Here is a 13,506-nt window from a genome sequence, read left to right on the forward strand (position 1 = left end):
GGAGCAGACTTCGCGGCGGCCGAGGACGCCGTGCAGGAGGCGCTGGTCGAGGCGGTCCGGCTCTGGGCCGTCGAGCAGCCGCGTGATCCCAAGGGCTGGCTGGTCACGGTGGCCTGGCGCAAGTTCCTGGACGCGGCCCGGTCGGACGCCGCCCGTCGGCGCCGGGAGGACCTGGTCGACCAGGAGCCGGGGCCGGGACCCTCAGCCGACGTGGACGACACGCTCCGGCTCTACTTCCTGTGCGCCCACCCGGCGTTGACGCCCTCGTCGGCAGTCGCGCTGACCCTGCGTGCGGTGGGCGGGCTGACCACCCGCCAGATCGCGCAGGCCTATCTGGTGCCCGAGGCGACCATGGCGCAGCGGATCAGCCGGGCCAAGCGCACCGTCTCGGGCGTCCGGTTCGACCAGCCGGGGGACGTCGCCACCGTGCTCCGGGTCCTCTATCTGGTCTTCAACGAGGGCTACTCCGGTGATGTCGACCTCGCGGCCGAGGCCATCCGGCTCACCCGGCAGCTCGCGGCGGTGATCGACCACCCCGAGGTGGCGGGACTGCTGGCTCTGATGCTGCTGCACCACGCCCGGCGGGCCGGCCGGACCGGGCCGGACGGCGCGCTGGTGCCACTGGCCGAGCAGGACCGCGGCCGGTGGGACACCGGGTTGATCACCGAGGGCATCGGGATCCTCCGGACGGCGCTGGCCCGGGACCGGCTGGGCGAGTTCCAGGCGCAGGCGGCCATCGCGGCGTTGCACGCCGACGCGCTCACCGCCGAGGAGACGGACTGGGTGCAGATCGTCGAGTGGTACGACGAGCTCGTCCGGCTGACCGCGAGCCCGGTGGTGCGGCTCAACCGCGCGGTGGCGGTCGGCGAGGCCGACGGTCCGCGCGCCGGGCTGGCGGCGCTGGCGGAGCTGGACGGCGCGCTGCCCAGGTACACCGCGGTGGCGGCGTACCTCCACGAGCGCGAAGGGGATCTGGTGACGGCGGCCCGGCTGTACGCGGAGGCGGCGCACAAAGCGCCCAACCTCGCCGAGCGCGACTACCTGACCCGCCGGGCGGCCCGGCTCAACGAGGGACTGAGGGGCGGTCGGACGAGCTGACGCGGGTGGTGCCGGGGCGCCGGGGCCCCTCAGAGCCGGCCGGCGGCCTTCAGCGCCAGGTAGGTGTCGGCCAGGGCCGGGGCGATCCGGGCGGGAGGGGCGTCCAGGACGGTGACGCCGTGGCGGGTGAGGCGCTCGGCGGTGGCGCGGCGGTCGGCGCGGGTCTGCTCGGCGGCGGCCGCGCCGTAGACCGCCTCCAGGGTGCCCCGCCCGGCGGCGAGGACGTCCAGCTGCGGGTCGGCGACCGAGGCGAGGACGACCTCGTGGCGCTTGGTGAGCACCGGCAGCAGCGGGCGCAGGCCGTCCTCGACCGGGGCCGCGTCGAGGCCGGTGAGCAGCACGATCAGCGAGCGCTGCGGCGCCATCTTGAGTGCCGTGGCGACCAGCTTGCGCATGTCGGTCTCGTGCAGCGCGGGTTCCAGGCCGGCCATCGCGTTGGTGAAGGCGGGCAGCACCTCGTGGGCCGAACTGCCGGCCACCGTGACGCGCTTGCGGGAGTCGTGGGCGAGCAGGTCGATCCGGTCGCCGGCCCGGGTGGCGAGGGCGGTGAGCAGCAGCGCGGCGTCGAGGGCGGCGTCCAGTCGGGGCGCGTCGCCGACCCGGCCGGCCGAGGTGCGGCCGGTGTCGAGGACGACGAGGATGTGCCGGTCGCGTTCGGGGCGCCAGGTGCGGACGGCGAGGCCCCCCGCGCCGGCGGCCGTGTTCGCTGCCCGGCGGGCGCTGGCGCGCCAGTCGATGGAGCGGACGTCGTCGCCGGGCAGGTACTCGCGCAGGGAGTCGAACTCGGTGCCCTGGCCGCGGGTCAGCACCGAGGTGCGGCCGTCGAGTTCGCGCAGCCGGGCGAGCCGGGAGGGCAGGTGCTTGCGGCTGGCGAACGGGGGCAGCGCGCGGACCGTCCAGGGGACGAGGTGCGAGCCCTGGCGGCCGGCCAGGCCGAGCGGGCCGAGCGAGCGGACCGTCACCCGGTGGGCCTGGTGGTCGCCGCGGCGGGTGGGGGTGAGCACGGTGGTGATCCGGCGCCGCTCGCCGCCGGGGAGGGCCAGGGTGTGCCGGGAGGCGGCCTCGGCGGTGCCGGGGCGCCAGGCGGACGGGGCCCAGGCATCGCGGACCAGGCCTCGGAGCAGCCGGCCGGACGGGTTGGTGACGGTCAGTTCGACCGTGGCGGGCTCGCCGAGCCGGACGGTGGTGTCGCCGCCCCGCCCGAACCGCAGGCTGCGGACCGGGGCGGCGAGCACCAGGTCGACCGCGACGGCGATCAGCACCGCACCGGTGACCAGGCCGATCCCGGTCCGGGACGGCAGCAGCAGGCCCACGACGAGCGCGCCGAGTGCGGCGAGCAGGGCGGTTCGCCCGGTGAGGGCCATGCGGTGCGCTCCTTCGGAAGCCCGTGCGACGGAAGCCCGTGGGCCGGAGGGCCGGAACGGGTGCGGTGCGGTGGGGGTGGGGTCAGCGGGGTGCGGGCGTCTGGGCGAGGACGGCCTGGATGACGGAGTCGGCGGTGACGCCCTCCATCTCGGCTTCGGCGCGCAGCGCGACCCGGTGCCGCAGGGTGGGCAGGGCGAGTGCCTTGACGTCGTCCGGGGTGACGTAGTCGCGGCCGGCCAGCCAGGCCCAGGCGCGGGAGGCGGCGAGCAGGGCGGTGGCGCCGCGCGGGGAGACGCCGATGGACAGCGACGGGGACTGCCGGGTGGCCCGGCAGAGGTCGACGATGTAGGCGAGGACCTCGGGGGAGACGGTCAGCTTGGCGATCTGCTCGCGGGCGGCGGCCAGGTGCTCGGGCCCGGCGACCGGGCGGACGCCGGCCGCGCCGAGGTCGCGCGGGTCGAAGCCGGCGGCGTGCCGGGAGAGTACCTGGAACTCCTGGTCGCGGTCGGGCAGCGGCAGGATCAGCTTGAGCAGGAAGCGGTCCAGCTGGGCCTCGGGCAGCGGGTAGGTGCCCTCGTACTCGACCGGGTTCTGGGTCGCGGCGACCAGGAACGGGACGGGCAGCGCGCGCGGTACGCCGTCCACCGTGACCTGGTGCTCCTCCATGGCCTCCAGCAGGGCGGCCTGGGTCTTCGGCGGGGTGCGGTTGATCTCGTCGGCGAGCAGCAGGTTGGTGAAGACCGGGCCGGGCTGGAACGAGAACTCGGCGGTGCGGGCGTCGTAGACGAGCGAGCCGGTGACGTCGCCGGGCATCAGGTCGGGGGTGAACTGGATGCGCTTGGTCTCCAGGCTGAGCGCGGTGGACAGGGTGCGCACCAGCAGGGTCTTGGCGACGCCGGGGACGCCCTCCAGCAGCACGTGGCCGCCGCAGAGCAGGGCGACGACCAGGCCGGTGACGGCGGCGTCCTGGCCGACCACGGCCTTGCCGATCTCGGCGCGCAGGGCGGTCAGCGCGGTGCGCGGGTCGGTGGCGGGGGTAGCGGGTGCCGTGCCGGGGACGGAGCGGAGCTGGGCGGTTGCCTGGTCGGTCACGGGTTCCGTACCTGCCTTTCGAGGGAATCGAGGTCGTCGGCGAGCCGCAGCAGCGCGGCGTCGTCGGTCGGGGGCGGGCCGTACAGCAGGGCCCGGACGTCCCCGGCGGGCCGTTCGGGCAGTCGGCCGGCCACGGCGACGCAGAGCGCGTCGGGGTCGGGTGCGCCGGCCTGGAGCGGGACGCCGAGGGCGGGGGCGAGGCGGTGGGCGGTGGCGCCGCGCAGCGCCTCGGCGGCGCGGCCGCGGGCCCTGGCCCGCCGGTACAGGCGGGCGCGGCCCTCGGTGGTCTCGGCGGCGCGGACCACCACGGGAAGGTTCTCGCTGACCACCGGGCCGAGTCGGCGCCCGCGCCAGAGGGCGGCGAGCACGGCGGCGACGGCGAGCTGGTAGCCGGCCCAGTGCCAGCCGCTCGGCAGGTAGTCGCCGAAGGTCTTGGTGCGGGTGCCCTCGGGGAGCGGGGCGGAGTAGTCGGGCAGGTGCCAGGTGAGGCGGGGCTGCGAGCCGAGCAGTCCGAGTGCGAGGGAGGCGTCGCCGTCCTCGGCGAGTTCGCCGTTGTGCAGGAAGGTGCCGCTGCCGAGCACGATGACATCGCGGTCGCCGTCCCCGGCCGGGAGGCTGACCAGCGGGTAGCCGTGGGCGCGCGGGTAGCAGCCCTCACCGCGGCTGCCGCTGGTGTAGAGCATGCCGCCCTGCTGGGCGCTGCCGGCCCGGACGGCCTCGGGGAGCGAGCACTCCGCGGGGGCGGAGCGGACGGAGGCGTACGGCAGTCCGCCCGCGTCGTCGGACAGCCGGATGCCGGGGGCGAGTGCGGTGAGCGCGGCCGGGCCGGGGGCGACCAGCACCAGCCGCCGGTGCCGGGCGGCGGCGACGGCGCGCAGCTGGGCGGGGCTGAGCAGGTCCGGTTCGGGCAGGACGAGGGTGTCCGGGCCGGCCGGGGTGGCGGTCGGGTCGGTGGTGAACTCGGCCTTGAGGCCCTGGCGTTCGAGCAGGGCGACGACGGCGTGGGCGCCGTCGCGGTCGTACGAGCGCGGGTCCAGCGGCGGGTAGCGGCGGTCCTGGCCGAGGGCGGACACGGCGGCGGCGCCGATCAGCAGGGCGGCGAGGACGGCCAGGTACCAGCGGGCCCGGCGCCACAGGCCGCGGGTGGTGGGGGCGAGGCTGCTCGGGGCGGCGGGCGCCCCGGCGGCGGGCGGTGCCGCGGGGGCGGGGACGGTATCGGTCATGCCGCTCCTCCGGGCGTCGGGGCCGAGGCGGGGACACCGGCGGCGTCGGGCGCGAGGACCGGGCGGGTGCGCTCCAGCGTCCGGTCGAGCTCGTGCAGCAGCCGGTACGCGTCCTGGTCGGCGGTGCGCTCGCCGAACGCGATGTCGTCGAAGGTCCGGGCGGCCGCGGCCAGTGCGGCGGCGTGCTCGGGCAGTGCCCGGCCGGCCTCGGCGGCGGCCTCGTCGGCGGTGCGGCCGGGGCGGGTGTCGAGCAGAGTGCGCTCCTCCAGGCCGCGCACCAGGGCACGCATCTGCTCGCGGACGGCCTCGGTCCAGCGGCCGGCGGCGGCGTGCCCGGTGGCGTCCGCCCGGTACCGGTCGGCGCTGCGCGGGCCCTCGGTGCCGTACACGTCCTGGACGGTGCGGGCGGCGCGGCGGGGTGCGCCGAGGCGCCACCAGACCGCGGCGCCGATCAGTACCGCGACGATCAGGAAGAGGATCAGTCCGGTGGTGCCGTCGGTGCCGTCGCCGGAGATGCTGTCGAGCGCGGCGGCGATGTGGTCGTAGACCCAGTCCGTGATCCGTTGCAGTACGGACGGGTCGTGCTTGTGGTACTCCGCGTCGAGCAGCTCGTCGCGGGCGGCGTCGCGCGCCGGGTCACGCGGCACGGTGACCGGTGCGCCGCCCGCGGCGAGGAGCCTGTCCCCCCAGTTAGGCATCCGGCTCAGCGCCTCGCCGGGGTGGGGTCGCCCTGCGCGCCCCAGTCGGCGCCGCCGTGCTCGGGCAGGCCGGCCGCGCGGGCGAGTTCGATGTCCAGGGCCTCGCGGCGGATCCGCTGGTCGATGTAGACCAGCACGCCGACGGCGGCGATGAACGGGGTGGTGAAGGTGCCGGCGATGATGCCGGCGACCGCCAGCAGGAGCACCATGGCGACGCCCTGGTCGGCGGTGCCGGGCAGGCCCTGGCGGTTGATGCTCTCGAAGCCCAGCACCAGGCCGAGGATCTGGAACGGGACGGCGATGACCACGGCGACGAAGAGCGCCAGCAGGTGGCCCAGCAGGTTGATGCCGAAGACCCGCCACCAGGCGCCGCGGACCAGGCGCCGCGAGCGCGACAGCGCCGTCAGCACGCCCTGCTTCTCCAGCATCAGGGCGGGGGCGGCGAGGCTGAAGCGCATCCACAGCCAGACGGCGACCGGCACGGTCAGCAGGCCGACCAGGGTGAGCAGGCCGGCGATCGCGGGGGAGCCCGTGCCGGTGGCGGTGTAGCCGATCAGCGGGGCGAAGCCGAGCAGCATCACGCCGGGGCCCAGCAGGACGGTGAGCAGGGTCAGCCCGAGCAGCTGCAGCAGCCGGGGACGGGCCTCGCGCCAGGCCTCCGCGGCGGTCGCCGACCGGCCGAGGACGGCACGGCTGACCACGATGGTGAGCAGCGCGGTGGCGAACACGTTGAGCAGCAGTTCCAGCGGCAGGTCGGCCAGCATCCGCAGGGTCTGGGTGGCCTGGCCGGTCTTGCCCTTGATCAGCAGGTTGACCAGGACGGTTCCGGCCTGGGCGATCACGGCGAACCCGAGCGAGAGTGCGAGCACGGTGCGCCAGTGCCGGCGGACGGTGGTGACGGCGGCGTCCAGCAGTTCGCCGAAGCTCAGCGGGCGCAGCGGGATGACACCCGGCTTTGGGCTCGCCGGGGCGCCCCAGCCGTACGGGCGGTGGCCGCCGGGGGGCTGCCGGCCCCACTGCTGTCCGTTCCGGGGGGTGCCGGCCGGGCCGGTCCAGCCGGGGGTGGCCTGTGGTGGTGCCGACGGCCCGGGCACGGCGGAGGGCGCGTCGGCCGGGGGCCGGGCGCCGTCGCGGGGCGGCTCGGACGAGCTGGGCGAGGCCCAGCCCGGAGTGTCGGTCATCACTGCTCCTCGGAGGGCGTCACGGGCGCGACTGCGAACGGATCTTCCGCCCGCGCGCAGCGCCCATCGTGCCATGGGGCCGGAAATCGGCCCCACGGCGATCCGGTTGCTGATCGGCAACGGTCCTTCGCGGTGGGCCGGGCGGTGGTTCCCGGCGGGGCGCGGAGGGGGTCCGGAGGAGTTTCCGGCGGGGGTATTCGCCTGGTATGGCCGGAATGCACCGGTGCGGGAGTTGGCCGTTCTGGAGCATTGGCACTGCTGTGCGGCAGGTCACAATCCGGTAATGAGAGGATGGACGCATGAAGGGACGCGTCCTCGTCGTTGATGACGACTCCGCACTGGCCGAGATGCTCGGCATCGTGCTGCGTGGTGAGGGTTTTGAGCCGTTTTTCGTGGCGGATGGGGACAGGGCGCTAGCCGCGTTCCGGGAGACCAAGCCCGACCTGGTCCTGCTCGACCTGATGCTGCCCGGCCGTGACGGCATCGACGTGTGCCGGCAGATCCGGGCGGAGTCCGGCATCCCGATCGTGATGCTCACCGCGAAGACCGACACGGTCGACGTCGTGGTGGGCCTGGAGTCGGGTGCCGACGACTACGTCACCAAGCCGTTCAAGCCCAAGGAGCTGGTGGCCCGGGTGCGTGCCCGGCTGCGCCGCGCCGAGGAGCCCACGCCCGAGCAGCTGACCATCGGTGACCTGGTGATCGACGTGGCCGGCCACTCGGTGAAGCGGGACGGCCGGGGCATCCCGCTGACCCCGCTGGAGTTCGACCTGCTGGTCGCGCTGGCCCGCAAGCCCTGGCAGGTGTTCACCCGTGAGGTGCTGCTGGAGCAGGTCTGGGGCTACCGCCACGCGGCGGACACCAGACTGGTCAACGTCCACGTGCAGCGCCTGCGTTCCAAGATCGAGAAGGACCCGGAGCGCCCCGAGATCGTGGTGACCGTCCGTGGCGTCGGCTACAAGGCCGGACCCAGCTGACGTGACGGGCCGGGCAGACGACACCCCGTCGGGTTCCGCGACCGACGGGGCCGGGGCCGTGCGCGGCGACGTGCTGAGTTCGAGCACCCGCCGCCGACGCGGCCCTTCCGGCGTGGTCGCGCTGGTGAAGCGTCAGCTGCGCCGCCCCGTGCACCGGGTGGCCGCGCTGTACCGCCGGTCGATCCAGCTGCGCGTGGTCGCGGTGTCGTTGCTGGCGTCCATCGCGGTCGTCCTGGTGCTGGGCGTGGTCGTGGTGGCGCAGGTGCGCACCGGCCTGCTCGACACCAAGATGGACGCCGCCCGCGCGCAGGCCCGGATCGGTTTCCAGGTCGAGCAGAAGAAGATCGACGAGGCCCGGGACCAGAAGCTGCGGGGCACCGCCGACCCGACCGTCGACGAGATCGGCACCTGGCTGCTGCGGCAGGTCAACGACCTGGCGGGGAGCGGGCAGACCGTCTACTCGGTGATCGCGATGGCCCCCGGCACCGGCGCCGTCGTGCCCGACACCGCCGGCTTCGCGCCGCGCTACTCGGGCGATATCCAGCCGATCAGCATCCCGGACACCCTGCGGGCGAAGCTGCTCGCCGAGCCCGGCCAGATGTTCGACCAGCCGACCCGGATCCACCGCTCGCCGGAGAGCAGCGTCAAGTCCGAGCCCGGGCTGGCCCTCGGCATGCAGTTCGTCGGCCCGGCCGGGACGCCGTACCAGATGTTCTACGTGTTCTCCTTCGGCCAGGAGACCGACACCCTCAACCTGGTCACCGGCACCCTGGCGACCGCCGGAGTGTTCGTGGTGATCCTCATGGGCGGCATCGCCTGGGTCGTGGTGCGCCAGGTGGTCACCCCGGTCCGGATGGCCGCCGGGATCTCCGAGCGGCTTGCCGACGGACACCTGGAAGAGCGGATGAAGGTCACCGGGACGGACGACATCGCCCGACTCGGGGAGTCCTTCAACCGGATGGCCAACGCCCTCCAGGCGCAGATCCGCCAGCTGGAGGAGCTGTCCCGGGTGCAGCGGCGGTTCGTCTCGGACGTCTCGCACGAGCTGCGCACCCCGCTGACCACGGTCCGGATGGCCGCCGACCTCATCTACGACAGCCGCGAGGACCTGGACCCGATGGCGGCCCGCTCGGCGGAGCTGCTCCAGGGCCAGCTGGACCGCTTCGAGTCGCTGCTCGCCGACCTGCTGGAGATCAGCCGCTTCGACGCCGGCGCCGCGATCCTGGACGCCGAGCCGGTCGACCTGCGCGAGATCGTCGCCCGTGTGGTGGAGGCCGCCGAACCGCTCGCCGAGGCCAAGGGCAGCGCCGTGGTGATCCGCGGCGACGGCGAGCCGGTGCTGGCCGAGGTGGACTCCCGCCGGATCGAGCGCATCCTGCGCAACCTGGTGGTCAACGCGCTGGAGCACGGCGAGGGCCGCGACGTGGTGGTCCGGCTGGGCTCCGCGGACGGCGCGGTCGCGGTCGGCGTGCGCGACTACGGCATCGGCCTCAAGCCGGGCGAGGCGTCCCGGGTGTTCCACCGCTTCTGGCGGGCCGACCCGTCCCGGGTGCGGACCACCGGCGGCACCGGCCTCGGCCTGTCGATCGCGGTCGAGGACGCCCACCTGCACGGCGGCTGGCTCCAGGCCTGGGGCGAGCCCGGCGGCGGCTCGCACTTCCGGCTCACCCTGCCGCGCACCCGTGGTGGCGAGATCACCCGGGCGCCGTTCCGGCTGGAGCCGGAGGACTCCCGCAACAACCGCGGCCTGGGTGCGCAGGGCACGCCGTACCGGCGGGCGATCAGCCCGGCCGGCGCGACGGCGAGCGCCGCCGTCGAGGACCACGCGGAGACGCCGGAGGCCGTGGGCAACGGCCTCGGCAGCGGGCTCGGCGGGGTGTTGAACATCGGCCCCGGGCTGGGCCGGCGCCGGATGCCGGAGGGGCCGCGCTCGGACCCCTCGGACGTGTGGACGGCCGCCGGGTACGGGGCCACCGGGGCCCAGGTCATGGTGGACCCGACGCCGGGACGGCCGTCGGTGGCACAGCGGACGGCGGAGCCGGACGTGACGGGCGGGACGACGGACGCGGAGGGGTCGCAGCGTGCGAGGGACGAGCAACAGGACTGAGCCGCGGCTCCTCGCGGCGGTCGGCGCGCTGCTCGGCGCCCTGGTGGCGAGCGGCTGCGCGGCCATGCCCGATTCCGGCGGCATCACCAGGGTGGAGCTGTCCCAGGGCTCGGCGGACAAGAACCTGCAGGCCCGGGTCTACCCGGTGGCGCCCGGCCGGGGCGCCAAGCCGCGTGAGCTGCTGACCGGGTTCCTGGACGCGGTGACCGCCGACGAGGGGTACGAAACCGCGCGCAAGTACCTCACCGAGAGCGCCGCCGCCGCCTGGAACCCGGACGCCGGGACCCAGGTGCTCTCCGCCACCACCATCGCGCCCGTCCCGGACGTCACCGACGCGGACACCGTGGTCTCCGCGGCGGTGCGCGGGCAGCTGGTCGCCACCGTCGACGAGAAGCACTCGTACCTGCTGGTGGCCGGGCAGAACAACAACGTCTCCTCCGACTTCACCTTCGTCCGGGAGAAGGACGGCGAGTGGCGGATCGACAGGCTGCCGCCCGGCGTGATCATGAACGAGACCAACTTCCGGAACAGCTTCCGGCAGGTCGAGCGGTTCTTCTACACCGCGCCCGACCCGTCCTTGGTGGTCTCCGGGAACGCCGGTCAGGAGGTGCTGATCGCCGACCCGATCTACCTGCGGCGCCGGGTGGACCCGCTCACCTCGGCCGCCCGGGCGCTCGTCGGCGGTCCCTCCACCTGGCTCTCGCCGGTGGTCCGCACGGCGTTCCCGACCGACACCACGGTCGACAAGGTGACCATCGACGACAGCCGGGTCGCCCATGTGCAGCTCGGCAAGGCGGACGTCGGCGAGCCGATGGCCTGCCGGCGGATGGCGACCCAGCTCTTCTACACCCTCGCCGACCAGGGCAAGGGCCAGGTCGAGCGGCTGGAGCTGAAGGGGCAGCGCGGCGCCTGCACGGCCAGCCGCAGCGACGTGCCGGCCACCGGCCCCGGCTCGCTGGCCGGCCCGACGGCCGCGACGCAGTACTACCAGCGCGCCGACGGTGCCCTGGTGGCGACCGACGAGGGGCGCCCCGGCGACCCGGTCCGCGGCGTCCTCGGCAAGCCGCAGTCGAACACCAAGCCGCCGCTCGGCGCCATCGCGGTCAGCCGGGGCGGTGCCCAGGCCGCCGCGATCAGCGAGGACGGCCACCAGGTCTACTCGGTGCAGCTGACGGACAACGCGGTGAACCTGGGCGAGCCGGTGCTGAGCTCGTCGGCGAAGTCCGGCGACAAGGAGGACGGCTTCGCCTCGCCCAGCTGGGACGGCCGCGGCAACCTCTGGGTGGTGGACCGCAACAAGCAGACCTCGTCGGTGGTGATGGTGCGCGGCAACAAGCCGTCCACCGTGCCGGTCGAGGGGCTGACCGGGCAGACCGTGCAGGCGCTGAAGATCTCCTCGGACGGCGTCCGGGTCGCCCTGGTGGTCAAGAGCCCGGGCGTGGCCACCCGCTCGCTGATGTTCGGCCTGGTGGTGCACGGCGGCACCCCGCAGGCGCCGACCGTGAAGATCACCGGGCTGCGCCGGGCCGCACCCACGCTCACCGATGTCGCCTCGGTGTCCTGGGCGGATGCCGACCAATTGCTGGTGCTCGGCAAGGAGGCCGACCGGACCCAGCAGCTCTACTTCATCAGCACCGACGGTTCGCAGAGCACGGACACCCAGCTGCAGAGCGCCGAGAGCATGATGACCGTCGCGGCCTCGGAGTCCCGGGCGGACAGCCTGACCCAGGCGCCGCCGGTGCTCGCGATGGCGGAGGTCAAGCAGACGGACGGCAAGCCGAGCGAGGTCAAGGCCTACCGGCTGGTCAACAACCAGTGGCGGGAGGCCCCGCTGATCGACAAGCCCCGGTCGTTCTTCTACGCGGGCTGACGCCGCGTCCGGACGGGCTGACGGGCCTTCCGGTCTGCCTGAGGCGCCGACAGCGGCGGTCAGCCGGCCGGGCGCACCGTGGCCGCGACCGTGGCGCCGGCCCGGGCCGGCAGGCCGGCGTCGGCCAGTGCCCGGGCGGCCTCCGCGAGGCTGGCTCCGGTCGTCACCAGGTCGTCCACCAGCACCGGTTGACGGCCCGCCAGGCCCGTCGGCCCGGTCCGGGCGCGCGGCAGCACGGTGAGCGCGCCGTGCAGGTTGCGGCGCCGCTCGGCCGCGTTCAGCCCGGTCTGGTCGACGACCGGCCGGGCGTGCCGCAGCAGCGGTGCGGCCCGTACGTCCAGACCGGCCCGGCGCAGTGAGCGGGCGGCCGCCCCGGCCAGCCGCAGCGTCGGATCGTGCCCGCGGGCGCGGACGGCCGAGCGCGCCGAGGGCATCGGAACCAGCAGCAGCGGCGCGGCCCCGGCCCGCGCGCCCAGGGCGGAGCGCACCGCGCGGCCGAGGGCCTCGCCGAGCGGCCCGGCCAGCCGCAGCGCGCCGCGTTCCTTGTGGGCGAGCAGCAACTGCCGGACCGGATCGGTGTACGGCGCGGCGGCGTGCGTCCAGGGCAGCAGGGTGGGCGCGGGCCGTGCGGTGGCCAGCACGTGCCGGCAGGCCGGGCAGAGCTGGGTGCGTTCGCTGCCGCAGCCGGCGCAGTCGGCGGGCAGCAGGACGTCCAGCAGCCCGGCCAGTGCGTGGCCGAACGGCCCTTGGGCGGGCGTCGGGCGGGCGGGGGGGGGGGGCGGCGGCACGGCTGCTCCTGGCGGCGGCAGGCACGGAGAGTCAGCACAGGATGCGCCGTATGGGGGGTGTTGTCCAGGTATTTACCCATACTTCACCCGCGAGAGGGTAGACAGGGTGCACCAGCTTGACCGCCTGACCGCAGTATCGGGTCATACCCTCTTTGTCGCCTGGGGAGGCGAAAAACCCGTGTGAGGTGTTCGATAAGGCTTCAGGGGGTTTCAACCGTCCCTGGTGGGGAGGAAGTGAGGTGAGGGCCAGTCGTTTCCGCCGCTGGCGGCGGGGACGGGGGGCCGGCAGTGGATGGGCTGGTCCAGCTGGGTCTCAGTCCGGTCCGGTAGCACCCGGATCGGCGTCAGCACGAGGGATCGGAGTTCTGCGTGGACATCGTCGTCAAGGGCCGCAAGACCGAGGTGCCCAAGAGGTTCCGCGAGCACGTGGCCGAGAAGCTGGAGAAGGTCCAGAAGTTCGACGGCAAGGTGATCAGCCTCGACGTCGAGGTGTCCAAGGAGCACAACCCGCGGCAGGCCGACCGGTCCGAGCGGGTGGAGATCACTCTCCGTACCCGTGGGCCGGTGATCCGGGCCGAAGCCGCCGCCGGCGACCCGTACGCGGCGCTCGACCTGGCCTCGGCGAAGCTCGACGCGCAGCTGCGCAAGTCCGCGGACCGGCGTCGGGTGCACAAGGGCGGCGCGAACGGCCGCACCCCGATCAGCGTCGCCGAGGCGACCGCGGCCCTGGCCGCGCTGCCGGACACGAGGGCGCTGGAGGGCGAGACGAACGGCGCCGTCCGCAAGACCATGATGGGATCCCTGGAGGTGGAGGGCGAAGGCCCGCTGGTGGTCCGGGAGAAGACGCACCCGGCCGCTCCCATGGCGCTGGACCAGGCGCTCTACGAGATGGAACTGGTCGGCCACGACTTCTACCTCTTCGTGGAGAAGGACAGTGGCCTGCCGAGCGTGGTCTACCGCCGGCACGGTTACCACTACGGCGTCATCCACCTGCAGACCGACCTCGCGGCCGGGCCGGGCGGCGGGGCGGGCGGCGCGATCGGCGGGTCCGACGACGAGGACTGACCGTCCGAGAAGCGATGGAGGGGTGCCCCCGGCGGCCGTGGC

At 74.7% G+C, this 13,506-nt stretch carries 11 protein-coding genes; 5 read left to right on the plus strand and 6 right to left on the minus strand.

The window, feature by feature from the left end; genetic code table 11:
• On the plus strand, window positions 1-1,098 hold a 1,098-nt coding region (locus ACFU7Y_RS25885), incomplete at its 5' end, for an RNA polymerase sigma factor (RefSeq protein ID WP_380769805.1).
• A gap of 29 nt (window positions 1,099-1,127) precedes the next feature.
• Here ACFU7Y_RS25885 and ACFU7Y_RS25890 read toward each other — a convergent pair.
• From ACFU7Y_RS25890 to ACFU7Y_RS25910, 5 genes are all read right to left on the minus strand, one after another.
• A complete protein-coding gene (locus ACFU7Y_RS25890; protein ID WP_224284508.1) occupies window positions 1,128-2,462 on the minus strand; it encodes a DUF58 domain-containing protein in 1,335 nt (444 codons plus the stop codon).
• A gap of 82 nt (window positions 2,463-2,544) precedes the next feature.
• Window positions 2,545-3,555, minus strand: a complete 1,011-nt coding sequence (locus ACFU7Y_RS25895) for an AAA family ATPase (protein ID WP_374120119.1) — start codon at window positions 3,553-3,555, stop codon at window positions 2,545-2,547.
• Window positions 3,552-4,778, minus strand: a complete 1,227-nt coding sequence (locus ACFU7Y_RS25900) for a DUF4350 domain-containing protein (protein WP_380769806.1) — start codon at window positions 4,776-4,778, stop codon at window positions 3,552-3,554. Before ACFU7Y_RS25900 ends, ACFU7Y_RS25895 begins: the two co-directional genes overlap by 4 nt.
• Window positions 4,775-5,476, minus strand: a complete 702-nt coding sequence (locus ACFU7Y_RS25905; RefSeq protein WP_380769807.1) for a DUF4129 domain-containing protein — start codon at window positions 5,474-5,476, stop codon at window positions 4,775-4,777. Before ACFU7Y_RS25905 ends, ACFU7Y_RS25900 begins: the two co-directional genes overlap by 4 nt.
• Before the next feature lie 5 nt (window positions 5,477-5,481).
• A complete protein-coding gene (locus tag ACFU7Y_RS25910) occupies window positions 5,482-6,657 on the minus strand; it encodes a hypothetical protein (protein WP_224283747.1) in 1,176 nt (391 codons plus the stop codon).
• 299 nt (window positions 6,658-6,956) lie between these two features.
• Between ACFU7Y_RS25910 and mtrA the strand changes: the two genes are divergently transcribed.
• Genes mtrA through ACFU7Y_RS25925 form a run of 3 tightly spaced genes read left to right on the plus strand, consistent with a single transcriptional unit; the run spans window position 6,957 to window position 11,611 of the window.
• Complete coding sequence (mtrA, locus tag ACFU7Y_RS25915) at window positions 6,957-7,634, plus strand: MtrAB system response regulator MtrA (RefSeq protein ID WP_030247322.1); 678 nt, start codon at window positions 6,957-6,959, stop codon at window positions 7,632-7,634.
• Between the two features lies 1 nt (window position 7,635).
• Entirely contained in the window at window positions 7,636-9,741 is a 2,106-nt protein-coding gene (gene mtrB / locus ACFU7Y_RS25920; protein ID WP_374120080.1) for an MtrAB system histidine kinase MtrB, read from the plus strand.
• Window positions 9,716-11,611 (plus strand): LpqB family beta-propeller domain-containing protein, encoded by a 1,896-nt coding sequence (locus tag ACFU7Y_RS25925; protein ID WP_224283746.1) that lies wholly within the window; start codon window positions 9,716-9,718, stop codon window positions 11,609-11,611. Before mtrB ends, ACFU7Y_RS25925 begins: the two co-directional genes overlap by 26 nt.
• A 59-nt stretch (window positions 11,612-11,670) precedes the next feature.
• On the opposite strand, the gene ACFU7Y_RS25930 is transcribed toward ACFU7Y_RS25925, so the two are convergent.
• Window positions 11,671-12,399, minus strand: coding sequence for a ComF family protein (locus tag ACFU7Y_RS25930; protein ID WP_380769808.1), 729 nt, complete (start codon window positions 12,397-12,399; stop codon window positions 11,671-11,673).
• 369 nt (window positions 12,400-12,768) lie between these two features.
• Between ACFU7Y_RS25930 and hpf the strand changes: the two genes are divergently transcribed.
• Window positions 12,769-13,464, plus strand: coding sequence for a ribosome hibernation-promoting factor, HPF/YfiA family (gene hpf / locus ACFU7Y_RS25935; RefSeq protein ID WP_224283340.1), 696 nt, complete (start codon window positions 12,769-12,771; stop codon window positions 13,462-13,464).
• Window positions 13,465-13,506 lie beyond the last annotated feature (42 nt).

The organism is Kitasatospora sp. NPDC057542 (assembly GCF_042801945.1).
Lineage (GTDB): Bacteria > Actinomycetota > Actinomycetes > Streptomycetales > Streptomycetaceae > Kitasatospora.

Bases quoted from the DNA above. Each gene is read 5' to 3' on its own strand.
- ACFU7Y_RS25890 (WP_224284508.1), bottom strand. From the start codon at position 2,462: ATGGCCCTCACCGGGCGAACCGCCCTGCTCGCCGCACTCGGCGCGCTC.
- ACFU7Y_RS25910 (WP_224283747.1), bottom strand. From the start codon at position 6,657: ATGACCGACACTCCGGGCTGGGCCTCGCCCAGCTCGTCCGAGCCGCCC.
- ACFU7Y_RS25905 (WP_380769807.1), bottom strand. From the start codon at position 5,476: ATGCCTAACTGGGGGGACAGGCTCCTCGCCGCGGGCGGCGCACCGGTC.
- mtrA (WP_030247322.1), top strand. From the start codon at position 6,957: ATGAAGGGACGCGTCCTCGTCGTTGATGACGACTCCGCACTGGCCGAG.
- ACFU7Y_RS25900 (WP_380769806.1), bottom strand. From the start codon at position 4,778: ATGACCGATACCGTCCCCGCCCCCGCGGCACCGCCCGCCGCCGGGGCG.